This is a genomic window from Tractidigestivibacter sp. (assembly GCF_050946515.1).
Taxonomy (GTDB): Bacteria; Actinomycetota; Coriobacteriia; order Coriobacteriales; family Atopobiaceae; genus Tractidigestivibacter.
This window is the reverse complement of record NZ_JBMNUX010000009.1, coordinates 58,578-83,088: the sequence shown is the minus strand read 5'-3', so window position 1 is coordinate 83,088 and position 24,511 is coordinate 58,578. Positions and strand designations below refer to the sequence as shown.

Sequence of the window (24,511 nt, the reverse complement as noted above, 5' to 3'; positions counted from 1 at the left end):
GCAAGCTTTGATTTCCTGCAGTTCTAGATGCAATTGCGATGAGAGGGGGCGGTGACTGGTGGCAAGGTATGTCATCAAGCGAATACTGCAGTCACTACTCGTGCTTCTCGGTGTGTCCATCGTCGTGTTCCTTATCATGAGGGTGTTCTCGGCGGATCCTGCACCAGTTGTTTTGGGAGAGCATGCCACCGAGGAGGCTATTCAAGAGTGGAGAGAGGCTAACGGCTTGAACGAGCCGCTGATCAACCAATACTTCTCCTTCCTGTTTGGCGCTCTGCATGGCGACTTGGGCACTTCGTACTACACGCACACATCCGTGACCGAAGAGATCATGAGCCGCTTCCCCGCGACGATCGAGCTGGCCATCGTGGCAATCATCATTGCGTCGGTCTGCGGCATCAAGCTCGGCGTTACGGCTGCTACGCACCGTGGTCAGGCGGCGGATGGCTTCTCGATGGTTCTCTCCCTTGTCGGCGTCTCGATGCCCGTCTTTTGGCTGGGCATCCTGCTCATCATCTTGTTTGCAGGCGTCCTGCACATCCTGCCGTCCGGAGGTCGCTGCGACCCACTTCTGCAGCCAGTTGGCGGCACGGGCTTCTACATTTTGGACACGCTGCTCTCTGGTGACTTCGAGACACTTGGCGATGTGCTCATCCATATGATTCTGCCCGCGCTCACGCTTGCCATGTACTCGATGGCCATCATTACGCGCATGACGCGCTCCTCTATGCTCGATACGCTGAACGAGGACTACGTGCGTACCGCGCGAGCCAAGGGCCTTCCCGAGGGCGGCAAGAAGGGCGTCATCCACCACCATGCGCTGAGAAACGCGATGCTTCCCATCACCACCGTCATCGGTCTGCAGTTTGGCAGCCTGCTGGGCGGCGCGCTGCTCACAGAGACGGTCTTTGCGTGGCCCGGCATCGGCAAGTACACGGTCGAGTGCATCCTTAAGAGCGACTTCCCCGTCGTGCAGGGCGTCGTGCTTCTCATAGGCTGCATCTTTGTTGTCATCAACCTTGTGGTTGACATCATCTATGCCTACCTCGACCCGCGCATCAAGTATTCAAGGGAAGAGGGGTGATCACCATGGCAGCAGCTGAGGCAGTCCTCAACGAGAACGGTCAGACGCCCGAGCCCGAAATGCCGGAGCCTGAAGGAAATCCGACCAGCTTCGATCAGGAGAAGCCCGAGTCTCTGTGGGAGTCCATGTGGTACTCGCTCAAGAGCAGCAAGCCGGCAATGATCAGCTTGGTCTACATCGGCATCCTTGTGGTCATCGCCATCGTGACCTCGCTTTTCCCCTCCATCTTGCCGTACGACCCCTACGCGCAGGACCTCTCGCAGTCTCTGCAGGCCCCATCGGCCGCGCACTGGTTTGGCACTGACGAGCAGGGTCGCGACATCTTCTGCCGCGTCCTCGTAGGCACGCAAATTTCGCTCACTGTCGGTCTCCTTGCCGTAGGGATCGCTCTTGTCATTGGCGTAACGCTTGGCGCCATCGCCGGCTACAAGGGCGGGGCAGTCGATACCGTAATCATGCGCATCATGGACGTCATGCTTGCCATCCCCTCGACGCTGCTCGCCATCGCCTTCATGGCGGCGTTTGGCAAGGGCATCGAGAAGGCCGTCATCGCAATCGGCCTTGTCTCCATCCCCGAGTACGCGCGCATCGTGCGCTCGCAGATCCTCTCGGTAAAGCAGAACGACTATACCGCCGCGGCGCGCGTGATTGGCGACTCCGACTCCGCCATCATCTTCCGTCACGTGCTTCCGAACGTCTTGCCGTCCATCATCGTGCGCGCCACGCTCGGCATATCCGGCGCAATTCTCGACTGCGCGGCGCTTGGCTTCCTCGGTCTTGGCGTCCAGCCGCCTGCGGCCGAATGGGGCGACATGCTTGGCCGCGGCCGCAACTACGTGTTCTCTGCGCCGTGGCTCATGATTTACCCAGGCGCCGCAATTACGCTTGCCGTTCTCGCGTTCAACCTGCTTGGTGACGGCATCCGCGACGCGCTTGACCCCAAGTCTAGGACGAGGTGATTCAGTTGTTGCTAGAAGTAAAAGACCTGGTCACCGAGTTCCCCACGCGCAAGGGCATCGTGCGGGCCGTCAACGGAGTCAGCTTTGGTGTCGATTCGGGCGAGACGGTGGCGCTAGTTGGCGAATCCGGCTCGGGCAAGTCTGTCACGTCGCTATCGATCATGCGCCTGCTTCAGGCGCCTGGTCATGTGACGTCGGGATCGATCACTTTTGACGGGACCGACCTTCTCTCGCTCTCGACAAAAGAGATGCAGCAGGTTCGTGGCGGGCAGATCGCCATGATATTCCAGGAGCCAATGACCAGCCTGAACCCCGTCTATCGCGTTGGTGACCAGATTGTCGAGGCAATCCAGCTGCATTCTGACGCCGACGACAAGCAGGCGCGCGAGCGCGCCATCGAGATGCTGCGCCTTGTTGGCATCCCGAGCCCCGAGGAGCGCGTGGACGACTACCCCCATGAGATGTCGGGCGGCATGCGCCAGCGCGTCATGATCGCAATGGCCCTCTCCTGCAACCCCAAGCTATTGATTGCAGACGAGCCTACGACGGCGCTCGACGTTACCATCCAGGCGCAGATTCTTGACCTGATCTATCGCTTGCGTGAGCAGCTCAACATGGGCGTGCTGCTGATTACGCACGACTTGGGCGTCGTTGCCGAGGTCGCCGACCGCGTGGTTGTCATGTACTGCGGCCAGGCAGTTGAGCAGGCGCCTGCCGACAAGCTCTTCGAGAAGCCGCTCCATCCCTATACGCTGGGCCTGCTCAACTCGATTCCGCGTCTGGACGACGACGACAACAAGCGCCTCTACACCATTCGCGGCCAGGTTCCAAACCCGCTTCACCTGCCGCCCGGATGCCCGTTCTCTGACCGCTGCGACAAGTGCATGCCCATCTGCCGCAAGTCCATGCCCGCGCTGCGTCCATATCCCGAGGACCCCGCGCGCTCTGTCCGCTGCCATCTTTATGACGAGGAGGTCAACAATGGCTAGTGACGACGACGTTCTTCTCGACGTCCAGCATCTCACCAAGAGCTTTGTTGCCAAGACGACCTTCTTCGGCAAGGCGACGTCGTATGTTCAGGCTGTAAACGACGTATCGTTCCAGATTCATCGTGGCGAGTGCTTTGGCCTGGTAGGCGAGTCTGGCTGCGGCAAATCGACCATTGGCAAGATGCTCGTGGGGTTGCTGACTCCTACTAGTGGAAACATCATCTTTGAGGGCACCGACCTCACTAAGCTCTCACCTAAGGAGCGGCGCCCATACTGCAAGGACATCCAGCTTATCTTCCAGGATCCCTATGCAAGCCTGAACCCGCGCATGACCATTGGGCGCATCATTGCCGAGCCCATCCGCACCAATCACATCCTGCCTGACGACCAGGTGAGCAAGCGCGTCGACGAGCTGCTTGAGTGCGTGGGCCTTGCCCCCTACATGCGCAACCGCTATCCGCACGAGTTCTCAGGCGGCCAGCGCCAGCGCGTTGGCATTGCCCGTGCTTTGGCGGTGAACCCCAAGCTCATCGTCTGCGACGAGCCGGTCTCCGCGCTGGACGTGTCAGTGCAGGCGCAGGTCTTGAACCTTCTGGACGACCTCAAGGACCAGTTTGGCCTGACATACCTGTTCATTGCGCACGGCCTTAACGTCGTGAAGCATATCTCAGATCGTGTTGGCGTCATGTACCTGGGCAAGCTCATGGAGATTGCCGACAAGGGCGACTTGTACCATGAGCCTCTCTGCCCTTACACGCAGGCATTGCTGTCGGCCATTCCGTCAACCGACCCCAAGCTGCGCCGCAAGCGCATCATCCTTGAGGGCGACGTGCCGAGCCCCATCGACCCGCCTGCTGGCTGCCGCTTTGCCAGCCGCTGCTTCGCGAAAGTTGGCGCCTGCGAGGTTGCCGCGCCCGAGTTGAGCGAGGTTGTCCCCGGTCACCGCTGCGCCTGTCATCGCTATGCCGCGTGCAACACCATCGACGACGTCAAGCGCGTCAAGCTGCAGCTGCAGCAGGAGGCGGCCCGCCCGACCTATGGTCGTGGGGCTGGCGAGCAGAACGCCGAGCCCGTGGCCGCAAGCGAGCAATAGGAAACGCCTCTTCGCTGCTCACCACTATCGTCGCGCCTACTGCCCAGACAAGAGACGGGCGGTAGGCGCGAGTTTTTGTGACGCATGCTAGAGCATGCGCCTACGAGCTTCGATGCTCGACGATTATGCACGAAAGCAACAGGTGGAAGGTGAATTCAGGGTCCGCTTCCCCAATCTTGCGGCCTAGGCGCCTGTCCAATTGCTCAATGCGATAGGTAACGGTGTTGCGATGCACGCCGAGCTCGCGCGCCGTGTCCGTGATGTTCTTGCCGTGGGATAGGTACGACGCCAAGCATCTGACCTTCTCCTCGCCGTTTTTCTCGCGAGAAAGCTCGTAGACAAAGGGGTGGCAAAGGGCAGTGAGGCTCGACGAGTCGTCAAGCGACTTCACGATGCAGTCGGTATAGCTGTTCTCGAAGTCGAGAACAGCTCCTGGCAGCGTCTCGCCAAGCGCCAGCACGGTACGACACTGCAGGTATGCATAGTGGAGGTAGTCGATTGGGGAGAAGACCGTGCTCAGAACGGCAATCATGCCCTCGTTCAGCAGGATTTTTGAGAGCCGCGCGGCGTAATCGGCAGAGCTTGGGTAGGGATTGCGGTGTATGCCTACGACCCCATCTTCAAATGCAAAGAGCCTCATATGCGGAATCGCGCGAGAAACCGTGGTGATGAAGGGCGGGATTGCCTTGCTTGAAAACTCTGCGGGGTCAGAAGAGCAGAAGAACACAACTCGATACTTGTCGTCCCAATCCCACCCAAACTGCCTAAGCACATAGCGCACGATGCTTGGCTCGATGGATTGCCCTGAAAGCATCCGCTCGATAATTGAATTGGACCGACCCTTCAAGTCTGGGGCAAAAGCCCGCATCGCGTCGGTTCGCTCCAGAATAAGCTGAATCGCTCTCATGGCAGAAAGCTCGCCAAGCGAGAAGGGCGAAAGAAGCTCTGTAGAGCCAAGATACCCAACGATTTCGCCGCGGCGCTCTAGACAGGCCTGGGCCTTTTTGATGCCGTCGCGATCATATATAAACGGCATCGTCGAGGTGGTCAAAAGCCGGCTGTCGGCGGACGTGTCGTTCTCGACGGAATAATAACCGACAGTGAGTACCTGTGTCCAAACTTCGTCGAGGTTCGAGCTCGGAATCTCGCCGGCGGTTGCCACAAGCACCATCGAAGAGTCAAACAGGGCGATGGGATTTTTCAATGGTCGGGCGCAGAGCGCAAGAATCTTCGTAATCGAAGAGCCGCCGATTGCGGCATCAAGAATTTCGGTCTCCCAAGAATTCCAAGAGTCGAACACGCCCTGTGTTAGCGAGAGCATTTCTGCCGGGCTGGTTCCCTCCTCGAAAAGGATGCATTCGCAGTCGACCTGTGGGGCAGGGAGGGTTGAGATGAAGCGCCTCCCGCCTAATTTCAAAAAAATCGAAACGTCCTGCGAATCTACGACGTAGACCAAGCCGGCATCAAGGACCGGGCAAGAGGGGCTGAAGAGACGAACGCCCGCAACATCAAATGATAAGTCCTCCACAACGTGGTGGCAGACGACCCTCTTGCCTAGACCCTTGGCGAGAAGAGCCATATCAATCTTCATCCTGAGCCCCCTCAAGGCACGAGATTGGTTTATGCATTTCATCTAAAAAGATAGCAAACAAACTGAGCGCAATCGCGCTATTTCTGCTACCTGACCATCGCTATCCTGCGGATTAACAGTTGAGGAGAATCCAATTGGGAAAGGGTGGGAGTTATGAACTTTGAACAAAACAGTCCCGTATTTGATGGTGCTATGACGCGGCTTGCGTGGGGACCAATCACGCTTCCCTACGAGTACACCGGCCCACGCGACGAATACCTTGCCTGCCGCAGGAGCGCATGGCTCGGCATTGCCCTCAACACGACGCCAATCTATGATGTCACGGGCCCAGACGCGGTGAAGCTCTTCAATCAGACCTGCGTGAACAAAGACTTCAGCCTCATGAAGGTCGGCAACTCCAAGCATGCGCTCATCTGCAATGACAAGGGACAGATGAATGCCGACGGCGTCATCATGAAGATCGGCGAGAACCTCTATCGCACGTATTGGATGGCTCCCGTACTGCAGTATTGCGTTGAGACCAGCGGTCTTGACGTGCAGGGCAGCTATGTGACTGACGAATTCTTCCTGCAGCTTGATGGGCCAAAGTCTCTCGAGATTCTCGAGACTGCTTTTGGCATTAACTTCCACGACCTCAAGTTCGCGCACAACAAGACCGTCGACTGGCAGGGCGCAGAGCTCATCGTCCATCGTCTTGGCATGTCGGGCGCGCTTGCCTATGAGATCCATGGCAAGCAGCAGGACTTCAACCGCGTGTATCCGCGCCTTCGCGAGGTGCTGTTCCAGTACGATGGCCGGCTTCAAGGCTTCCGCAACTACTGCACCGTCAACCACACGACGGCTGGCTATCCCAACCAGAACATTCACTTTATCTATCCGTACTACGACAGCGAGCCAGAGCTTGCTGAGTGGACTAAGGCCAACCACATTGCGGCAAATACCGCCATTGCTGGCTCTGCCTCCGACGACATTCAGAATGCCTATGCCACTCCTTACGATGTTGGCTGGGGCTATCTCGTTAACTTCAACCACGAGTTTCGTGGGAAGGCGGCCTTGCAACAGCTCAAGCAGAACTCGCCCTACAAGATGGTGACGCTGGAGTGGAACGCCGACGACGTGGCAGACGTCTTCAAGTCGCAGTTCGAGGGGAAGCGCGAGGACATGTACGAGCCCATCGAGTACTTCAGCGGCTTTGACGACATGTCTCAAGGTATGGCCACGCACATTGACTACGTGATGAGCAACGGCGAGAAGGTCGGCATAGCATCTGGTCGCACGTATGCCTACTACGAGAACCGCATGATATCCCTCGCCAAGATCAAGCCGGAGCTTGCTGCCCTCGACAACGAGGTAGAAGTCCTTTGGGGCGGCCCCAATTACAAGCAGAAGCTCATCCGCGCCAAGGTTGCCCCCTTCCCGTACTACAACGGCGAGTATCGTAACGAGCACTTTGACGTTAGCGCCATCCCTGAGCTGGCATAGGAGGACAGCATCGAGACGCTCGCTGCAGAAGCTGCGAGCTTTGCTGGTGAGCCCGCTTCCGCGCTTTCTGCGGGAGCGGGCATTTTCGCTTATTGATACGGGTCGTAAACATGACTAAGAGGGCATGGGGAAGCCCGCTATCTCGTCTCTACAACCAAGGGGGTTGCTCGCGGTAGAATTATCAGCGTGATACCGCACGCCATGCGAAAGGACGCTGGATGATCGATCGCTATACTCGCCCCGAGATGGGCCACATCTTCACGCTCGAGAACAAGTACGCAATCTGGCAAGAGATTGAGGTGCTAGCCTGCGAGGCCCAGGCCGAGCTGGGAGAAATTGGCATCACCAAGGAAGAGGCCAAGTGGATTCGCGACCACGCATCCTTCAACAAGGAGGAGGTCGACGAGATCGAGGCGGTCACCAACCACGACGTAATTGCCTTCCTCACCAATATGGGCTCCTATATTGACGCCGATGTTCCCGAGGGAGAGCCCAAGCCCAGCCGCTGGGTTCACTACGGCATGACCTCGACCGACCTTGGCGATACTGCGCTTTGCTACCAGCTGTGCCAGGCGACTGACATCTTGCTGGATGACTGCAAGAAGCTCGGCGAGATCTGCAAGCGTCGCGCGTTCGAGGAGAAGGACACGCTTTGCGTTGGCCGTACGCATGGCATTCATGCAGAGCCGATGACCTTCGGCCTCAAATTTGGCAGCTGGGCATGGGAGCTCAAGCGTGATTATGACCGGCTGAAAGACGCTCGCAAGAACGTCAGCTTTGGTGCCATCTCCGGCGCCGTGGGCACGTATTCCAGCATTGACCCGCGCGTCGAGCAGTATGTCTGCGAGCACTTGGGACTGAACGCCGACCCGCTGTCCACGCAGGTCATCTCCCGTGACCACCATGCCTATCTTGCTGGCGTGCTCGCAACCACGGCTGCTACCTGCGAGCGCATTGCAACCGAGATTCGAAACCTCCAGCGCACCGATACCCTCGAGGTAGAGGAGCCTTTCCGCAAGGGACAAAAGGGCAGTTCCGCCATGCCGCACAAGCGCAACCCCATCACGATGGAGAAGGTCTGCGGCCTTTCCCGCGTCGTGAAGGCCAATGCGCAGGTTGCCTTTGACAACGTTGCCCTGTGGCATGAGCGCGACATCTCTCACAGCTCCGCCGAGCGTGTGGCGCAGGCCGACAGCTTCATTGCGCTCGACCACATGTTCCAGTGCCTGATTCGTGTGGTTGACGGTCTGATTCTGTATCCCAAGCGCATGGAGGCCAACCTCAACAAGACCCGCGGCTTGATCTTCTCGAGCAAGGTTCTTCTCGCGCTCGTCGACACTGGAATCTCTCGCGAGGATGCCTATAAGGTCGTGCAAGACAACGCCATGGCTACGTGGAGAGAGGTTCAGCAGTGCGAGCAGGGCTCAACGTTCAAGGAGAAGCTCGAGGCAGACCCTCGATGCACGCTCTCTGCTGAGCAGCTCGACGCAATCTTTGACCCTCGCGCGTTCCTTACCCGCGTTGGCGTGGTGTTCGACCGCCTTGAGCAGCTTAGCTTCGAGTAATCGCTTCAGTTTCACTGGGTATACTTATGCGGATACTTATTCATACATAGGAAGGAAGCGTCCGTGTTCCACTACGACTATCGTCCGCGCGGCGTCTGCTCGCGCGCCATTCATCTTGACATTTCTGATGACGGCTCCACGATCGAGTCCGTCTCTTTTGAGGGTGGATGCAATGGCAACCTCAAGGCCATCGGCAAGCTCGTGAAGGGCAAGCCGGTGGAGGAGATTGCCGGCATTCTCGCTGGCAACACCTGCGGGCCTCGCCCCACATCCTGCGCTGATCAGCTAAGCCGCGCCCTCCTTGAAGCCCAGCGCGCCGCGCGCGCATAGCCAGAGAGCTCGTCCAATCCTTGCATATGTCTTTTTTTGCCAGCAAACACTCACCGCATGCAATTTCGCGCCGCTCCCTCTTTAAGGCGGGGGCGGCGACGGGTGTTGCTGCGGCGACGGTAACCATCCTCTCCGGATGCAACAACCAAACCACTCAAGAGGACGTTGCTGAGCCGATGGACGTCTCGGAGGACACGGGCACGGAGATACTCACCACCTATACCAGTGCCGACTTTCCGTATACGGCAAGCAATGAATGGACCTTGCCCCTCGGCAACGTTCTCCATCCAGCTGAGGGCACCTGGATTCCCGTGACCACTGCTGGCTCGTCGGCAACGCCCATGGTGAAGGCGTCTGCGCTGTCCCTTTCATCGGGACAGCTCTCCACGGTTGTCGAGGCGCCGCTCACCAACACGACGACCACCGTTATCTACAGCGTTGCCTGCTCGGATTCCGTCTATGCATGGGTCGAGCTCGACCTGATTTCTCGCTCGTGGTCTCTTTACGCATCAGAGTTCTCGGAGGGCGCCCTAACGGGAGAGACAAAGACGCTTTGGCAGGCCGACTCGAATTGGGACCCAGCCCCACTTGCCTGCTCGGGGCGATACGTCCTGTGGCTTGTTCAGCCTGCTACCTCTGGCAACCAGACGACGGAGAGCTCGCACTGCTACCTTTGGACGGCAGGCTCCTCGGATGCCAGCGACGTGTTGGAGTCTCCGGGTCGCTTTGCCACGCCGCCAACGGTAAACGATTCGGCCGTTGTTCTCACGCCGCGTGTCCGCGCGGATGAAGGCACGTATTACGGAATAACCGCCTACTCTCTTGATGATGGGCTACAGACTAAGATCGACCAGCTTGTCATGCCTGCTTCGGTCCGCCCGTTCCGTGCATGCCGCATGGGCGACAACTTCGTCTTTTCGGTCGAGGCCAATTATGACAGCGGCGGTCTTCTCGGCAACATGGGGACCTACATTGGCAATGGCAGCAGCGATAGTTTTCTTTATCTGAGCCGCGAGCCGTTCGCCTGCCCCTCGGGAAAAGACGGAGTCTATTTCATCAAGAGCCGCTCTTCGTATATCGTTGCGAACTCAACCGACCAAACGTATAGCGTCCTTGCCTCCGCTGACCGAAGCGTTGATTACGGCGAGTATCCGGCGCGAGTGGGGAATTGCGATACGTTCGTAACGTTTTCCTCGGTAAAGGACGCTACCACCGGATACCCCGCTTCTGTAACTGTGCGCACCTTCCCCCTATAGGTGTCTGTTTTTTGCCTTTTGCGGGTATAAAATACCAGATGCATTATTTGAGGAAATTTTGTGCTTGCGCGTATACATGTCACGGTAAAGGAGGCCTCTATGGCTTCAGAAGAAAAGAAGATTTTGCTGGTTGAGGATGACAAGGCCATTCGTGACGTGGTTGCTGCCTACCTCGATCATGAAAACTATATCGTTCGTGGCGTTGGCGACGGACAAAGTGCCGTTGAAGAGTTTGAGAAGCACTCGTTTGACCTCGTGATTCTCGATCTTATGCTGCCGAAGCTCTCTGGAGAGCGCGTCTGCCGCGCCATTCGCGAGACTTCAAACGTCCCCATCATCATGCTGACCGCGAAGGGCGAGGTTGAAGACCGCATCATCGGCCTTGAGCTTGGCGCGGACGACTACCTCATCAAGCCCTTCTCGCCGCGCGAGCTCATCGCCCGCGTGCGCGCTCTGCTGCGCCGTGCTCATACTGAGGCTGAGCCCCAGCTCGAAGTGCTCGACTTCGGCGACCTTGTGATTGACATCTCCGGTCACAAGGTGATGGTTGAGGGCAAGGAAGTCGATTTGACCGCATCAGAATTCAAGCTCCTCACTACGCTCGCGCGCTACCCCGGTCGTGTCTATACGCGTATGGAGCTTGTGGAGAAGGTCCTTGGCTACGACTTCGAGGGATATGAGCGCACGATTGACTCTCATGTCAAGAATCTGCGCGCTAAATTGGGCGATGATCCCCGCAACCCGCGCTGGCTCTATACCGTTCATGGCGTCGGCTATCGCTTTGAGGCTCCCGAGAAGCCGGCAAATACCGATAGTAAGTCTGAGTAAGGTCTGAGCGTGGCCGAAGACTCTCCAAACAATCAGACGAATGTCGAACCAGACTCTGCGCAAGCAGGGTCTGGTCGTAATTCGTTCAACACCATTCAGCGCGAGCCCACCAAAAAGCGGTGGAGCTACTCGGCGCGCATGACCATGCTCTTTGCCTGCGTGGCTATTATGACGGCCGCAATCTTCTTCGTGGTTCTGGCTGTCGTGTGGAACGGACAGTTCAAAGAGTACGCCCGCCAGAACATGCAGCTGCTTGCCCAGTCTTCCGCTGATGCCATTTCGGTTGAGTATGCAAGCCAGGGCGAGTGGAACGATGAAGTTATCAACTCAGCGCGTACCACGTCATCGTCGCTTCACGAAGTTGGCTTCCAGGTGCTCGATGTCGACGGCACAGTCATCTACGAGAGCACTCCTACCTCGGAGATCGAGGACGAGGATGAGGGAGATTACGATTCTGCCGTCACTGCCGACGTCACCGACAGCGACGGCAGCGTTGTAGGCTCCGTGCGGATTTGGGCCAATGGGTCAAGCGCGCCGCTTACTAAGGCCGATGCACAATTCCTCGACAGCTCGTATAGCGCAATCTTTACGGCTGCCATTATCGGAGTCATTCTGGCCTGCGTGATTGGCTACTTCGCATCGCGCTCACTGACCAAGCCGATTCAGCGCATCACGCGCACTGCGGCACAAATCAGAAACGGAGACCTTACCGCTCGCACCGGGCTTTCCGGCACCGACGAGATTGGTCAGCTGGGCGAGACATTCGACGATATGGCGACGTCTCTTGAGAAGGACATCAAGCTTGAGCATCGTCTGACCAGCGACGTTGCCCACGAGCTGCGTACCCCGCTGATGGCTATTCAGGCCACCGTCGAGGCCATGCAAGATGGCATTCTCCCTGCCGATAACGAGCACTTCGAGACGCTTGATGGGGAAGTGCGGCACCTCTCCCGCCTGATTGATGCAATGCTTCGCCTTTCTCGTTTGGAAAATGGCAAGACAGAGCTCCATACAGAGCATTCCGATATCGTGTTTTTGGTTAAGAGCCTTGTTGCCAGCCAGCACCAGCTGTTCCATGACAAGGGCCTTCATCTGCGCTTTAACGATGAGACCCCGCACGGCGAGTGCTATGCCGACGTCGACCAGGACATGATTCGCGAGGCCGTCGTCAACCTTATGAGCAATGCCATGCGCTACACGGACGAGGGCGGCTGGATTGTTGTGAGCGTTGGTGTCGATCGCTCCGACGTGTTCATCTCGGTTCGAGACACGGGAATAGGCATGTCGAAGGAAGACATCACGCAGGTCTTTTCGCGTTTTTGGCGCTCTGACGTCAGTCGCGAGCGCGAACATGGCGGCCTAGGCGTCGGACTCTCTATCACCAAGGAGATTGTCGACCGCCATAACGGAACGATTACCGTCGAGTCCGAGCTCGGAAAGGGATCTACCTTCACAATAAAGATTCCGCAGAATCGTTCTCGCCGTTCGCTTAAGCAGGCTCATCAAGATAAGTAGCAATGTGGTGCACATTGTGACCGCGCAATGTTGTTCCATTACAATCAACATGCAACTGCGGTTAATGCCAAACGAAGAGAGGCAGCCAATGTCATCTATCGACATGCGTCCAGATTCCCATGGAAAGGTTCGCGACATTTACGATTGTGGTGACAGCCTCTTGATGGTTGCCTCCGACCGCATTAGTGCGTTTGACTACATCCTTCCGGATGAGATTCCCTATAAGGGAGAGATTCTTACGCGCATCTCTGCGTTCTGGTTCGATCGCTTTGCCGACCTTATGCCTAACCACATGATTTCTATGGATGTCGCCGACTTCCCGGAGGAGTACCACAAGTACGCCGAGTATCTGACGGGTCGCTCCATGCTGGTCAAGAAGGCTAAGACCGTGCCCATCGAGTGCATTGTGCGCGGCTATCTCACTGGCTCTGGCAAGAAGACCTACGACCAAGACGGCACTGTGTGCGGAATCAAGTTGCCTGACGGTCTGACCGAGGCTTCCAAGCTGCCTGAGCCCATCTTTACGCCTTCTACAAAGGCCGCGATTGGCGACCACGACGAGAACATCTCGTTTGAACGCTGCGCTGAGCTTGTTGGCAATGACGTAGCCACTCAGCTGCGTGATGCGTCCCTGTCCATTTACAACGCTGCGGCTGAGTATGCGGCAACGCGCGGCATTATCATTGCCGACACGAAGTTTGAATTTGGCTTCATCGATGGCAAGCTCACGCTCATTGATGAGTGCCTGACCCCTGACTCTAGCCGCTTCTGGCCTGCCGAGGGCTATGAGCCTGGTCATGTCCAGCCTAGCTATGACAAGCAGTATGTGCGCGATTGGCTGCGCGCCAACTGGGACATGGTTGGAGAGCCGCCTCACCTTCCCGAGGACGTTGTGCGTGGAACTTCCGCGCGCTACGAGGAGGCGTTCAAGATTATTACCGGCAAGACGTTTGAGCCCATGAAGGAGATCCATGTCACTGCGTGATACGCTCGCGGGAGCGCAAAAGGAGGCCCAAGAGGCCGGAAACCTTCCCACAGGTCGCAAGAGTAAGTCCAAGTCTGGCGGCAAGAAGAAGGACGACGCCGAGGACGTAAAGAATCGCCCTCGTACGTATAAGAGCTCTGCTGCGACTGCCAAGCCCAGTCGCGAGGCAGCTTCTTCGGTACGAGTGAGCGAGAAGAGCTCGGCATCGCTCGGCAACTCCAAAGAGTCGAAGGACGCTAAGAAGGCCGCTCGCCGCAAGCAGCGCGATGAGGAGGACTTCAGGCAGCGCGGATACGAGGTCGTTCTGAGGAGCAACGAGCGCTATCACCAGACCGAGCGCACGTGGTGGATTCTTATCGGTGTCGGCTTTGCCCTGACGCTGGTGACGCTCGTCATTGTATGGCTTTATCCAACGGACAGCTCTGACTACACCTCCGTTGTTGGCGCAATCTCAGTAATCGCCTTGATTGCCGCATATGCGCTTATCATTGGCGGTTTTGTGTACGACTGGGTTGTTCGCCGCCCCATCCGCAAGGCCACTGAGCGTCAGGTTGCCAGCTACTCCGACAAGAAGATCGCAGACATACTCGAAAAGGAGCGCAAGCGTCTGGTTGCCGAAGAGGCTGAAAAGCAGGCCAAGAAGCAGGCAAGAAAGGGCAAGAAGCAGTAGTAAGTAGCGGCTCTCGGCACAGAAGAGCGTGCGCGATGGTAGAATACCTACTTGCGCCCTCGTAGCTCAGGGGATAGAGCACAGGTTTCCTAAACCTGGTGTCGGCCGTTCGAATCGGCCCGGGGGCACCACGATAGAACAGCAGGTCAGACCAGCTACTGAGGTCTGACCTGCTTTTATTATGCGCCGCCGTCTGTGCCACGCGAAGGGATCGAGAAGGGGCGGGATGTCTTTGTAAGCCATCCCGCCCCTCCATTGTTCAACGCAATGCGTATCCGCTAGTCACTACTGCTCGAGCCGCTTGTGTTGCTCGAGTTGCTACTTGACGAACTTGTGTCAGAGCTAGAGTCGGTGCTGTCCGACGTTGTGTCTGAGGAGCTGTCGCTGCTATTGCTTGAAGACGTAGACGACCCGCTAGAGACGGTAATCGTGATTGTCGAGCCGCTGGTAGCGCTTGTTGCGGACTGAGCAATGACCGTGCCTGCGGACTGGGTGCTTTCCTGATAGACGATGTTCACGGAGAAGCCAGCGTTCTCAAGCTTGGACTCTGCGCTAGAGACGCTATAGCCCACGACGTTCGGGACGGACACCGACGCGGGACCGGTCGAGACAACAATCGTGACTGTGCTGCCCTTGTCTGCGCTGCTGCCGCTGGACGGGGACGAGCTGATGACCTTGCCGCTTGCGACGGTAGAGGAGGAAGACGAAGTCACGTTGACCGAGAAGCCCGCGCTCTCTAGCGCGCTGGTCGCTGCGCTCTCGGTGTAGCCAACAACGTTAGGAACCTCGACCTGCTCGGTGCCCTGAGACAGGTGATAGACGATGGTATCGCCCGCCTTGGCCTCGCTTCCGGCGCTGGGCTCCTGGCTAGCGACATGACCGACCTCAACGTCGCTGTCGTAGACCGAATCGCCTGCCTGCCCCTTCAGGCCATAGGAGTTGAGCGTCTCGGTGACCTCGCTCGGCGTCATTCCGGACAGGTCAGGCACCGTTACTGTAGCTGCGGGTTCTTCGCCCTTGGACACTACGACGGTGATGACCGTGCCCTCGGTTGCAGTCCTACCTGCAGACGGCGTCTGATCGATGATCTTGCCCTCCTCGACGGTGTCTGAGTACTGGTACGTGACGTTGTCGGTATCCAAGGTAAAGTGCCCGTCGGCATCGATGGCGCTCTGTGCTTGCTCGAGCGTATAGCCAGAAAGGTTGGGCACGGAGTACGACTGTGATCCGGAGCTCAAGATCGAGTAGATGAGGAACCCGACGGCTGCGATGGCAACGACCGCCGCGATGATTCCGATGACCTTCTTGCGATTCGACTTCTTTTTTCGTTCCTCTTCTTCAGCCTGAGCCTGCTCGGTCGCCCTCATCGGACGCTGCCTGTTGGTGTTCTGGATGCGGGGGATGGTCTGCGTCGCTCCCTTGGAGTGCGCGCCCATGGCAACCGTGGGGGTCGCGGGGAGCATCGCCGTTGCGGTGGCAACGGCCTGCATGCGACCAGCGAGGTAGTCGCGCAGCGTGTGATAGAGCTCGTCGGCAGTCTGGAAGCGGTCCTTGGGGTCTTTCTGCATGCACTTCAGGATGATGGACTCAAGCTGGGGGTCAACGTTGGGGTTGATCTCTGAAGGCGGCTTGGGCTGCTCGTTTACCTGTTTGAGCGCGACGCTGATGGCGTCGTCGCCCTCAAAAGGAACACGACCAGTGGACGCCTCGTACATTACGATGCCAAGCGAGTAGATGTCGGTGGTGGGACCAAGCTCTTTGCCCTGGGTCTGCTCTGGGGAGACGTAGTGAGCGGTGCCGAGCACGGAATTGTCAGCGGTCAGGTGGCTGTTCTTTGCGCGTGCGATGCCAAAGTCCATCACCTTGATGTTTCCGTCAGGCTGCACCATGATGTTTTGCGGCTTGATGTCGCGGTGAATGATGTCATGCTTGTGCGCGACAGAAAGCGCTTGTGCAATCTGAGAGCCGATTTGAGCGACCTTCTTGCAGTCGAGCGCCCCGTGCTTTCGGATGCCGCTCTTGAGGTCGGTTCCGCGCAGATACTCCATCACGATGTAATACGTGTCGGCATCCTTGCCCCAGTCGTAGACCGAGACGATATAAGGACTCTGAAGCGCGGCCGCAGCCTGCGCCTCCTGCTTGAAGCGGGCTGCAAAGGATGGGTCGGAGGCGTACTGGGGAAGCATCGTCTTGATTGCGACAGTGCGACCCAGAACCTGGTCCATCCCTCGGAACACCGTGGCCATGCCGCCTGTCCCGATTTTGTCGAGGACTTGATAACGTCCCCCCAACACCCTACCTGCCATCAGTCTCTCCCATCAACCTGGCGGTTCTACCGCATCTTAAATCTCCGTTTTGTGTGCTCAGCGGTTATAAAGTCATCGTCGTGCTACGCCCATTAGCTTGCCCCCAGAGCTTGAATGTTGAGGCACTTGGCCAGGACTTCTCCAGCCACAGAGGCCGCGTACCCCTCAACGTCAGTTCCGTCGTATCCCTCAATGCATACTGAAATAACCAGTGTGGGGTTGTCATACGGGGCAAAGCCGATGAAGAACGAGTTGATCTTGCCATCCTCGATTTGCGCGGTGCCAGTCTTCCCGGCTACCTGGACTCCGGAAATCTGCGCGTTCGTGCCCGTGCCGTGATCGACGACGGCAAGCATGGCCTCCTTGACCTCCGCAGCGGTCTCCGAAGAGACGGCCTGGCCCAATGACTTCGGGGTGGTGGTAGAGATGACGGTCCCCTCAGGCGAGAGGATGTGGTCAACCACATAGGGGTTCATTACAACGCCGTTGTTTGCGATGGCCTGCGCGACCATGGCATTTTGCATGACGGTGACCTGTGGTCCTGCGGGGCTCTCGTGCTCGCCGACAGGCTGGCCGCAGGCGGCCCAAGCCGTCTCCCACTCGGTCATTTCGGAGGGCTCGGGCATGAGCGAGGCTACGGTGTAGAAGTCCTGACCGACGTTGGTTCCATAGCCGAAGGCGTCTGCGTAGGCAACCAGGTTCTCGGCGCCAACCTGCACGCCTACCTGCCCAAACACCGTGTTAGACGAGAGCGCAAAAGCCTCCTTGAGGGTTGGAGTTCCATAGTCGTAGTAGCCGTAGTTGCTGACCTCGGCGCCGCCAATCTCGATGGAGGGGCTGGCGTCATAGACGGTGTCGAGTGTGGTGGTCCCTGTGTCGAGGGCGGCAGACAGCGTGACGGCCTTGAACGTGGAGCCCGGAGAGTAGAGCGCTTGCGTGGTGCGGTCAAGCAGCGCCGAAGACGAGTCCGAGCTCATGAGAGTGTCAAGCTCGTCGTTGCTGTAGGTGGGCGAGCTTGCTTTCGCTAGCACCGCCCCTGTCGACGGGTCAAGCACAACGATGGCGCCGACATAGCCCTCGAGTGCCTCCTCCGCGGCAATTTGCATCTGAGAGTTGATGGTGAGCGCCACGGTGTTGCCAGCGCTTTGGATTCCCGCAAGCGAGTAGAGCGCGCTCGTCCAGTTGGAGTAGTCGGAGTGGCCGGTGAGCGTCTCATTCATGGTTGACTCGATGCCGCTGCTCCCATAGCGGGTTGAGATATATCCAACTGTATGGGAGGCGAGACTCCCCTGCGGATACTCGCGCACGTACGTACCGTCGTCCTGTTTGACGCTCTCAGCAAGCGTTACGCCGTCCGAGGTGATGATGGCGCCGCACTGTACGTAGGCGCTCTTGGCAATCGTGTGGTTGTTGGTCGGGAGATTCTGGATGCGTGACGCGTCAAAGATCTGGAGATAGGTCAGGTTGCCAATGAGCACGGCAAAGAGAATCGCGAACGTTGTGATAAGCGCGGTAAGGCGCTTGCCCAAGGCGACGCGACCAAGGACTCCGGACTCGGGTCCCACGGTCTCAAAGCGACCGCGTACGTGCGTGCCATGGACGAATGCCGATGCCTGCGTCTGAACGCCGGCGGCAGAAAGCCTGGTAGAAGAGCTGCTGGAGGGGGCGGAGATAAGCTCTGCCTCACGGCCGGTGCCCTCGTCGCCCGCACGCATGAGCAGTCCCACAATGATGAAGCTCGAGAGCAGAGATGTGCCGCCCTGGCTCATAAAGGGCAGCGTAACACCCGTAAGAGGAAGGAGCTTAGTGACGCCGGCAATAATCAAGAACGCTTGGAAGCCGATGACCGTGGTAAGGCCCGCGGCGGCAAACGCGGACGAGTCAGACTTGGCACGGGCGGCAGTGGCAAAGCCACGCACGCAGAAGATCATGTACAGGATGATGACAGCACTTGAGCCAAGCAGGCCCATCTCCTCGGCAATGGCCGAAAAGATGAAGTCGCTCTCGACAAATGGAATCAGCGTTGGCATGCCCTTGCCGATTCCGGTGCCAACAAGGTTGCCATCGGCAATGGAATAGAGCGATTGCACAATCTGATAACCGCCGCCCTGAGCGTCGCTCCAAGGGTCAATCCACATGTCAACACGGGTCTTGACGTGCGAGAACAGGTGGTAGCACGCAACAAAGCCAAGCAGCAGGAGGGCGAGGGCGATGATGACATAGCTCCAGCGCCCTGTGGCAACGTACAGCATAACCACGAAGTAGACAAAGAAGAGGAGGGCGCTTCCCAAGTCACGCTCGAAGACGACAAGCAATAGGCTGATGCCCCACACAATGAACAGCGGCAACAGCATGCGCAGGCGCGGCATCTTGAAGGGGCCGACCTTCTGCATGGAGGAGGAGAGCGCTTCTCGGTTGACGGCCAGATAGAACGCCAAGAACAGAACAATCAGGATTTTTGCAAGCTCGCCCGGCTGGAACGAGAAGCTGCCAAACGTGATCCACAGCTTGCTTCCGTTCTTCTCGGTGCCAATGATCATGGGCAGGAGCAGCAGGATGACGCCTACGAAACCAATCGTGTACTTATAGTCGGCAAGCTTGTCCAGATCCTTAACAATAAAAAGCGTGGCCACCATGGCAGCAACCGAGACGAATAGCCAAATTACCTGGTTCGTTGCCAAGTCAGGGGCAAGCCTCGTGACAAACGTGATGCCAATGCCCGAAAGCAAGAACACGACGGGCAAGATCATGGGGTCGGCGTCTGGGGCAAGCAGCCGTATCGCAATGTGGGCGATGGCGAATGCCGCAAAGAGTCCAATGGGCACGGCGAGCGTGCTCAGCGTTACATCAGTGTTCGTGTCGGCGACGTACATCGCATAGAGAAGCAGGACAGGAATAGCTGCCAGAACCAAGAACAAGAGCTCGGTGTTCCTTCGGCTACCTGCATGGAAGAGTTCCTTTGCCACGGCTATTCGCCTCCTTCGGTGGTTGTTGTCGTGTCGTTGCTGCTGGTGGCATCGCTGCTTGTGGTGCTCTCGCTTTCGGCCGTAGCGCCAGACCCGCCTTCCGCGGCAACTTCTGTCGCCTTTTGGGCGGCGCGGGTCTTCTCCTCGTCAATTTGCTGGCGGTAAGACTCTACGGTCGCAAGGGCCTCCTCCTCGCTGTCAACGCTGATACCATCCGTAGTGAGCTGAGTCTGCACAGAAGACGGAAGGTCGCTGATCTCGACCGCCGTTGTCTCCACGAGCTGCGAGAAGCTCAATCCGAGGAAGCTGCCGGAAATGCCCTGGTAGACGCCTACGGTGTCGCCATTTGCCCCCAGATACCAGAAGTTGGAGGCAACGAGAAATAGAATTGCGAAAACGGCGATTATGGTCGCTATGATGCCGATGAAGAGCTTTGCTGCGCGTTTTGCGAAGCGCTTGCGGTTGGCGTCGGCCACGCCATCGTTTATGACGTCGACGACAATTACGGTGACGTTATCTGCGCCGCCTGCGGTGAGGGCCGCAGAGACAAGGTTGTCAGCAGCCTGCTGCGGCGTGACGCTAGAGATCGCAAGCGTCTCTATCTGGTCGTCGGGCACCATGCTGGAAAGCCCGTCCGAGCAGATGATCAGGCGGTCGCCGGTGCTGACGTCGAGCGAGAAGTGGTCGGCATACATATCTGGGTCAGAGCCTAGCGCGCGGGTAATGATGGAGCGCGATGGGTGCACGCGTGCCTCGTCGGCGGTAATCTGGCCGGCGTCGACGAGCTCCTCGACGTACGAATGGTCGCGCGTTACACGCACGAGCGTGCCAGCGTGGAGCAGGTAAATGCGAGAATCACCAACGTGTGCCACGGCAAGGCGGTTGCCCTCGATGAGCGCAACGGACGCGGTGCAGCCCATCCCGGGCTTGCCTTTTCCGGACTCGGCGCCCTCGATGACTGCGGCGTTCGCTTCCTCAACGGCGACGCCCAAGAGAGTGTCGTCCGCCGTTGCTGGGGCCTTGTCGCCAATGGTCTGTACGGCGATGGCGCTCGCCACCTCGCCGGCGGCATGGCCTCCCATGCCGTCGCACACTGCAAAGCAGGGAGGGCGGACCAAGAAGGAGTCTTCATTATGGCTGCGGACAAGGCCAACGTCTGAGCGAGCCCCCCACGAGATGAATGAGTTCGAGCCATTGGTTGTGTCTGCGCCCGCGCGACCCTCAACGGGAATCTCGGCCCTGCCGGGGGCGTTGACGGGGGTGGCGGGGGTAGGGGCGGTGTCTTCAAGCTCAGATGACGAGTCTCCACCGTTCGCGGCGGGGGCTTCGGTTGCCTCGGGCGTCTGAGGAACCTCAGGTACCGAGGGTGTCTTCTGGGCGGCGAGGCCCAGGCCTTCTGTGTCTTCAGCGGCCATTATTGACGGCTCACACGCATAATCGTGTCGCCAACCTGCACCTCGTCCGCGTCTCGCAAGGTAACGGGCTGGTCGATGGGATGACCGTTGACCATGGTCCCATTGGTGGAGTTAAGGTCTTCCAGCACGAGCGCTGGGCCTTGGATGGTGAAGCGCGCGTGCGTTGCTGAGACGTAAGGCTCGTCGATCACAATATCTGACGAAGGCGAGCGACCAACCACAACAGGCCCTAGGATGTCGACGTGCAGACCTCTGAGCTCGCGGTTGCCCTTCTCGACGTCCACCGACCAAATGGCAGTGTCCTTTCGCTGTCCCTTTACAAGGCCGATGCCCGTGCGCATGGCCGCAAAGAGGAACACATAGAGGAGCACGACGAGAAGAATGCGCCCCGCAAACAGAATGAGGTCAATCATGGCCTAGTTCTCCCTGAACTCGAGGTTCACGAGCCCAACGGTTATCAGGTCTCCGTCGCGAAGGATGCACTCGTCGACATCGATATCGTTCACGAGCGTGCCGTTGGTCGAGTTGAGGTCAAGAATATGCCAATCGCGACCGTCATAGGTAAGCTCAGCATGACGGCGAGAGACGTTGGGGTCTCGCAGAATGATGTTGCACTGAGAGCGCTCGCGGCCGATGACGCTGCTGGGCGCCTTTGCTGTGTATGTGCGACCGTTTTGACGGTCAATGAGCATGCAGGTTGCTTGGGGCGCCTGCGCCATAGCGGCGTGTGCGCCGTCCTGTGGTGTTGCGCGGCGCAAGGTGGCGGGCACCTCCTGAGGCTGAACCTGCTGCTGGGGCTGCGGCTGAGCCTGCTGAAGTGGCTGCTGAGGTTGAACCTCCTGCATAGGCTGGTTGACCGCAGCGCGCGGAGCGGGGGAGGCATTGGGCGTGGAGGTGCGGATGGGGCTAGGCGACTGAGCGTCCTGCGTGCGGATGTCGTCGATGTAGGGGACGGGCATCGGCGTGGACGAAGAGGGTGAAGAGACGGCCGGAATGACGGCGGGAACGGCGTCCATATACTCTGCGGGCATCACGTCAAGGCCGGCGTCGGTTCCTCCGGTTGCGGAGGGAGATGCGGCGGGGGCTGCGGGCTGACGCGTGGGGATGGGCGTAGATACCGCCGGAGCAGGACTGTGCTTTGCACTGGAGCCTGATGACGCTGCGCCGCCTACAAGGGAGTTTCCGCCCATGAAGGCGCGCTCTTCTCGGCGAAGCCGCTCGAGCGTGCGCGAGTCGACATTCTCGGCAAATACCTCGAACTTTCCCGGCTTCAGGGTCTGGTCGACCATAAAACGCACAAGAGGCTTGCCAACGAAGGCGTAGCCCTTCTTGTTTGCCGAGGCGGTTACAAACTCAGACGTCTCGTACGTAATCTGCTCATAGAGGGGCCGCATGAGGGCGTCATCTTCTGAGGAGACGAGCACCGTATAAAGCGCCGGAGCGGTGTCAACGCCGTCTATCTCATAGGTTTCGTTTTCCATCTCGCGTGCTGCACGCTTTGCTAGCTTCTTAAACGAAAAGGGCGCCGTGTAGCCCTGCGGCGCAGAGTCAAACACAGACGAGATGCGATCCTCGAAGTCGCTAAGAAAGCTCATATGAATCCTCACTTTCCTGATCGCCATCGAGAGGGCCTCTCAGGACAGTCTCAATGCACAAAGTCACACTCAAGAGTACCGCAATGGCGCAGCTTCCACTAAGGGTGCTGGTCCAAACCCAGCCATTTTCCATCTGCGACGACCAGACCAAACCCAAAATTGCCAGAGTAAAGCCCACGCCCTGTCCAACGAGGCCCGAGGCAACGCTTCCTCGCATGGCGATTGACGAGGCGACGCCCGCCCCGAGCGCGCAGAACCCAATGACAACCCATGTTGAGGCGCTAGCCAGAAGGGGCGCCAGGTTATACGCAATGGCTTGCGCTGACATCGCGCTTTCAATGGACACGTCATAGACAAGCGAGAAAAGCGCGCCAACCCCTCCCGTTATGGCTGCGGGGAGTGGATCCATGCCGTAGCCAGCAAGAGCTACGCCGGCCGCGGGGCACAAGGTCACGCTTGGGGCCAATAGTGCTCCAGAGGCGACAAAATCTTGTCGGCCAACGTTGAGCCACCATGCAAACAAGCCCACGCCCAGAACAAGGGCGAGCGGGAACGATGCGTTGGTGATTGTCGTTGTTGCTACGGATGCGACAAGAGCGATGATGGCAAAAACCGACCCGCTGGGTGGCCAGAACGCACAGACTCCCGCTGAAATCAAGGCAGCTGCCAGCGAAAACGTGTCTTGGTTAAGCGCGGAAGCGGAAAGCGTTTGGTTGATGAACAAGAACGTGAAGATCGCCGAGATTGCGCGCTCAATCACGGAGGAAAGCCACGGGAAGCGCACGTATGCAGGCAAATGACGAACATCCCAGGGTTCCTCTGGGTCGTCTTGCTCTGACTGGTCAATGAGGTTGCGCAGCGATGTTGCGCCTACGGTCGAATCGCCAAGGTCAGCGAGCACGCGGGAGCTAAAGTCATCAATTGATGGCTCTCGCATGGTCGCATCAGGAAGAATTGCCTGGTCAATAGCCGCGATGGCTGTAGGGCCAAGCGAGGGGTCGAGCTTTGCGAGCGGGGGCTTGGGGCCTCGTGCAATAACGTCAAGCGAGTCTTTGGCCGAGCCCGCCGCAAAGGGGTCCTTTCCCGTGAGCGCCTGCCAGGTGACAACGGCCAACGAGAAGACGTCGGCGCGCTCATCAACCATTAGCCCTTGGATCTGCTCGGGCGGCATATAGCCCACGGTTCCTCCGCGAGCGCCGCCGTACCCTGCGGCTGAAGCGAGCGTTGCCATGCCAAAATCGGTCAGCTTCACGGTGCCCTGACGGTCAATCATGATGTTGGTGGGCTTGATGTCCAGATGGAGAACCCCGTTTTCGTGTGCGTAGGACAGGGCCTCTGAGACGGATTTCACTAGGTGGGCGCACTCGTCATGGGTCAATACGCCGCCCTCCACGCGGGCAAGGAGCTCGGAAAGGTTCAGCCCGTCGACGTACTCCATTACGATATAGGCATATGAGCCGTCTGTCTCAAAGTCGTAGACCGTCACTATGTTTGGGTGGGCAAGCAGGCACGCGGTCCTCGCCTCGGCAAGCGCTTCTTCGACTGTCGAGGTGGACATGCCTCGCAGCTCAGCGCCAGAAAGCACGGGAATGCGCTTTATTGCGACGCGACGCTGAAGGCGTGTGTCCCAGCAGGTGCAGACAGCCCCAAACCCGCCGGTGCCGCGTCTCGCAAGCACGCGATAGCGACCAAGGAGAACCTCGTTGGGCACGCCAGAAGAGCCCTCTGGCGAAGGCCTAACAACGGTATTCGTGGATTCGGTGCTTCCCACGGCGGCTCCTTGGGCGTTTTTAGGTGTGTTTTCGTCTGCCGTGACGACAGGTCTGATTCTAACGCGATGTGTATAGGCGCATAGCACTGCACGAATTGCTTACGAATCTAG

General features: G+C 58.4%; 19 protein-coding genes and 1 tRNA gene. 13 read left to right on the top strand and 7 right to left on the bottom strand.

Features of this window, described 5'->3' with window-relative positions:
- Nucleotides 1-58 precede the first annotated feature (58 nt).
- Genes ACOYJL_RS07035 through ACOYJL_RS07020 form a run of 4 tightly spaced genes read left to right on the top strand, consistent with a single transcriptional unit; the run spans nt 59 to nt 4,125 of the window.
- Complete coding sequence (locus tag ACOYJL_RS07035) at nt 59-1,084, top strand: ABC transporter permease (RefSeq protein WP_433569511.1); 1,026 nt, start codon at nt 59-61, stop codon at nt 1,082-1,084.
- Nucleotides 1,085-1,089: 5 nt separating this feature from the next.
- On the top strand, nt 1,090-2,043 hold the full coding sequence (gene nikC / locus ACOYJL_RS07030; protein WP_433569510.1) for a nickel transporter permease: 954 nt from the start codon (nt 1,090-1,092) through the stop codon (nt 2,041-2,043).
- A gap of 5 nt (nt 2,044-2,048) precedes the next feature.
- Nucleotides 2,049-3,032: an ABC transporter ATP-binding protein gene (locus ACOYJL_RS07025; protein WP_433569509.1), complete on the top strand. Its 984-nt coding sequence runs from the start codon at nt 2,049-2,051 to the stop codon at nt 3,030-3,032.
- On the top strand, nt 3,025-4,125 hold the full coding sequence (locus ACOYJL_RS07020; RefSeq protein WP_433569508.1) for an ABC transporter ATP-binding protein: 1,101 nt from the start codon (nt 3,025-3,027) through the stop codon (nt 4,123-4,125). Before ACOYJL_RS07025 ends, ACOYJL_RS07020 begins: the two co-directional genes overlap by 8 nt.
- Before the next feature lie 100 nt (nt 4,126-4,225).
- On the opposite strand, the gene ACOYJL_RS07015 is transcribed toward ACOYJL_RS07020, so the two are convergent.
- On the bottom strand, nt 4,226-5,716 hold the full coding sequence (locus tag ACOYJL_RS07015) for a PucR family transcriptional regulator (protein ID WP_433569507.1): 1,491 nt from the start codon (nt 5,714-5,716) through the stop codon (nt 4,226-4,228).
- A 153-nt stretch (nt 5,717-5,869) separates the two neighbouring features.
- Between ACOYJL_RS07015 and ACOYJL_RS07010 the strand changes: the two genes are divergently transcribed.
- The 9 genes from ACOYJL_RS07010 to ACOYJL_RS06970 all read left to right on the top strand — a co-directional run bounded on the left by ACOYJL_RS07010 (nt 5,870) and on the right by ACOYJL_RS06970 (nt 14,478).
- Nucleotides 5,870-7,198 carry a hypothetical protein gene (locus ACOYJL_RS07010; RefSeq protein WP_433569506.1) on the top strand — a complete coding sequence of 443 codons (1,329 nt, stop codon included), beginning with the start codon at nt 5,870-5,872 and terminating at the stop codon, nt 7,196-7,198.
- A 218-nt stretch (nt 7,199-7,416) separates the two neighbouring features.
- Nucleotides 7,417-8,763 carry an adenylosuccinate lyase gene (gene purB, locus ACOYJL_RS07005; protein ID WP_433569505.1) on the top strand — a complete coding sequence of 449 codons (1,347 nt, stop codon included), beginning with the start codon at nt 7,417-7,419 and terminating at the stop codon, nt 8,761-8,763.
- Between the two features lie 63 nt (nt 8,764-8,826).
- On the top strand, nt 8,827-9,093 hold the full coding sequence (locus ACOYJL_RS07000; RefSeq protein WP_433569504.1) for a TIGR03905 family TSCPD domain-containing protein: 267 nt from the start codon (nt 8,827-8,829) through the stop codon (nt 9,091-9,093).
- Nucleotides 9,094-9,269: 176 nt separating this feature from the next.
- Nucleotides 9,270-10,349: a Tat pathway signal protein gene (locus ACOYJL_RS06995; protein WP_433569503.1), complete on the top strand. Its 1,080-nt coding sequence runs from the start codon at nt 9,270-9,272 to the stop codon at nt 10,347-10,349.
- 99 nt (nt 10,350-10,448) lie between these two features.
- Nucleotides 10,449-11,177 carry a response regulator gene (locus ACOYJL_RS06990; protein WP_433569502.1) on the top strand — a complete coding sequence of 243 codons (729 nt, stop codon included), beginning with the start codon at nt 10,449-10,451 and terminating at the stop codon, nt 11,175-11,177.
- Nucleotides 11,178-11,186: 9 nt separating this feature from the next.
- Nucleotides 11,187-12,692: an ATP-binding protein gene (locus ACOYJL_RS06985; RefSeq protein ID WP_433569501.1), complete on the top strand. Its 1,506-nt coding sequence runs from the start codon at nt 11,187-11,189 to the stop codon at nt 12,690-12,692.
- Nucleotides 12,693-12,780: 88 nt separating this feature from the next.
- Entirely contained in the window at nt 12,781-13,677 is an 897-nt protein-coding gene (locus ACOYJL_RS06980) for a phosphoribosylaminoimidazolesuccinocarboxamide synthase (RefSeq protein ID WP_433569500.1), read from the top strand.
- Nucleotides 13,664-14,347 carry an APC family permease gene (locus ACOYJL_RS06975; protein WP_433569499.1) on the top strand — a complete coding sequence of 228 codons (684 nt, stop codon included), beginning with the start codon at nt 13,664-13,666 and terminating at the stop codon, nt 14,345-14,347. Before ACOYJL_RS06980 ends, ACOYJL_RS06975 begins: the two co-directional genes overlap by 14 nt.
- 55 nt (nt 14,348-14,402) lie before the next feature.
- Nucleotides 14,403-14,478, top strand: a tRNA-Arg gene (locus tag ACOYJL_RS06970).
- Between the two features lie 147 nt (nt 14,479-14,625).
- Here the strand turns inward: ACOYJL_RS06970 and pknB are convergent.
- The 6 genes from pknB to ACOYJL_RS06940 all read right to left on the bottom strand — a co-directional run bounded on the left by pknB (nt 14,626) and on the right by ACOYJL_RS06940 (nt 24,400).
- On the bottom strand, nt 14,626-16,653 hold the full coding sequence (gene pknB / locus ACOYJL_RS06965; RefSeq protein WP_433569498.1) for a Stk1 family PASTA domain-containing Ser/Thr kinase: 2,028 nt from the start codon (nt 16,651-16,653) through the stop codon (nt 14,626-14,628).
- 92 nt (nt 16,654-16,745) lie between these two features.
- A complete protein-coding gene (locus ACOYJL_RS06960; protein WP_433569497.1) occupies nt 16,746-19,619 on the bottom strand; it encodes an FtsW/RodA/SpoVE family cell cycle protein in 2,874 nt (957 codons plus the stop codon).
- Nucleotides 19,620-19,621: 2 nt separating this feature from the next.
- Entirely contained in the window at nt 19,622-21,034 is a 1,413-nt protein-coding gene (locus tag ACOYJL_RS06955; RefSeq protein WP_433569496.1) for a Stp1/IreP family PP2C-type Ser/Thr phosphatase, read from the bottom strand.
- Nucleotides 21,034-21,447 (bottom strand): FHA domain-containing protein, encoded by a 414-nt coding sequence (locus ACOYJL_RS06950; RefSeq protein ID WP_433569495.1) that lies wholly within the window; start codon nt 21,445-21,447, stop codon nt 21,034-21,036. Before ACOYJL_RS06950 ends, ACOYJL_RS06955 begins: the two co-directional genes overlap by 1 nt.
- A 3-nt stretch (nt 21,448-21,450) precedes the next feature.
- On the bottom strand, nt 21,451-22,629 hold the full coding sequence (locus ACOYJL_RS06945) for an FhaA domain-containing protein (RefSeq protein ID WP_433569494.1): 1,179 nt from the start codon (nt 22,627-22,629) through the stop codon (nt 21,451-21,453).
- On the bottom strand, nt 22,616-24,400 hold the full coding sequence (locus ACOYJL_RS06940) for a serine/threonine-protein kinase (protein WP_433569493.1): 1,785 nt from the start codon (nt 24,398-24,400) through the stop codon (nt 22,616-22,618). The genes ACOYJL_RS06945 and ACOYJL_RS06940 overlap by 14 nt, the downstream gene beginning before the upstream one ends.
- Between the last annotated feature and the right edge of the window lie 111 nt (nt 24,401-24,511).

Coding starts and splice junctions, on each gene's coding strand:
- ACOYJL_RS06955 (WP_433569496.1), bottom strand. CDS start 21,034: ATGGCCGCTGAAGACACAGAAGGCCTGGGCCTCGCCGCCCAGAAGACA.
- ACOYJL_RS06950 (WP_433569495.1), bottom strand. CDS start 21,447: ATGATTGACCTCATTCTGTTTGCGGGGCGCATTCTTCTCGTCGTGCTC.
- nikC (WP_433569510.1), top strand. CDS start 1,090: ATGGCAGCAGCTGAGGCAGTCCTCAACGAGAACGGTCAGACGCCCGAG.
- ACOYJL_RS06945 (WP_433569494.1), bottom strand. CDS start 22,629: ATGAGCTTTCTTAGCGACTTCGAGGATCGCATCTCGTCTGTGTTTGAC.
- ACOYJL_RS07015 (WP_433569507.1), bottom strand. CDS start 5,716: ATGAAGATTGATATGGCTCTTCTCGCCAAGGGTCTAGGCAAGAGGGTC.
- ACOYJL_RS07010 (WP_433569506.1), top strand. CDS start 5,870: ATGAACTTTGAACAAAACAGTCCCGTATTTGATGGTGCTATGACGCGG.
- purB (WP_433569505.1), top strand. CDS start 7,417: ATGATCGATCGCTATACTCGCCCCGAGATGGGCCACATCTTCACGCTC.
- ACOYJL_RS06990 (WP_433569502.1), top strand. CDS start 10,449: ATGGCTTCAGAAGAAAAGAAGATTTTGCTGGTTGAGGATGACAAGGCC.
- ACOYJL_RS06975 (WP_433569499.1), top strand. CDS start 13,664: ATGTCACTGCGTGATACGCTCGCGGGAGCGCAAAAGGAGGCCCAAGAG.
- ACOYJL_RS06995 (WP_433569503.1), top strand. CDS start 9,270: ATGGACGTCTCGGAGGACACGGGCACGGAGATACTCACCACCTATACC.
- ACOYJL_RS06980 (WP_433569500.1), top strand. CDS start 12,781: ATGTCATCTATCGACATGCGTCCAGATTCCCATGGAAAGGTTCGCGAC.
- ACOYJL_RS07020 (WP_433569508.1), top strand. CDS start 3,025: ATGGCTAGTGACGACGACGTTCTTCTCGACGTCCAGCATCTCACCAAG.
- pknB (WP_433569498.1), bottom strand. CDS start 16,653: ATGGCAGGTAGGGTGTTGGGGGGACGTTATCAAGTCCTCGACAAAATC.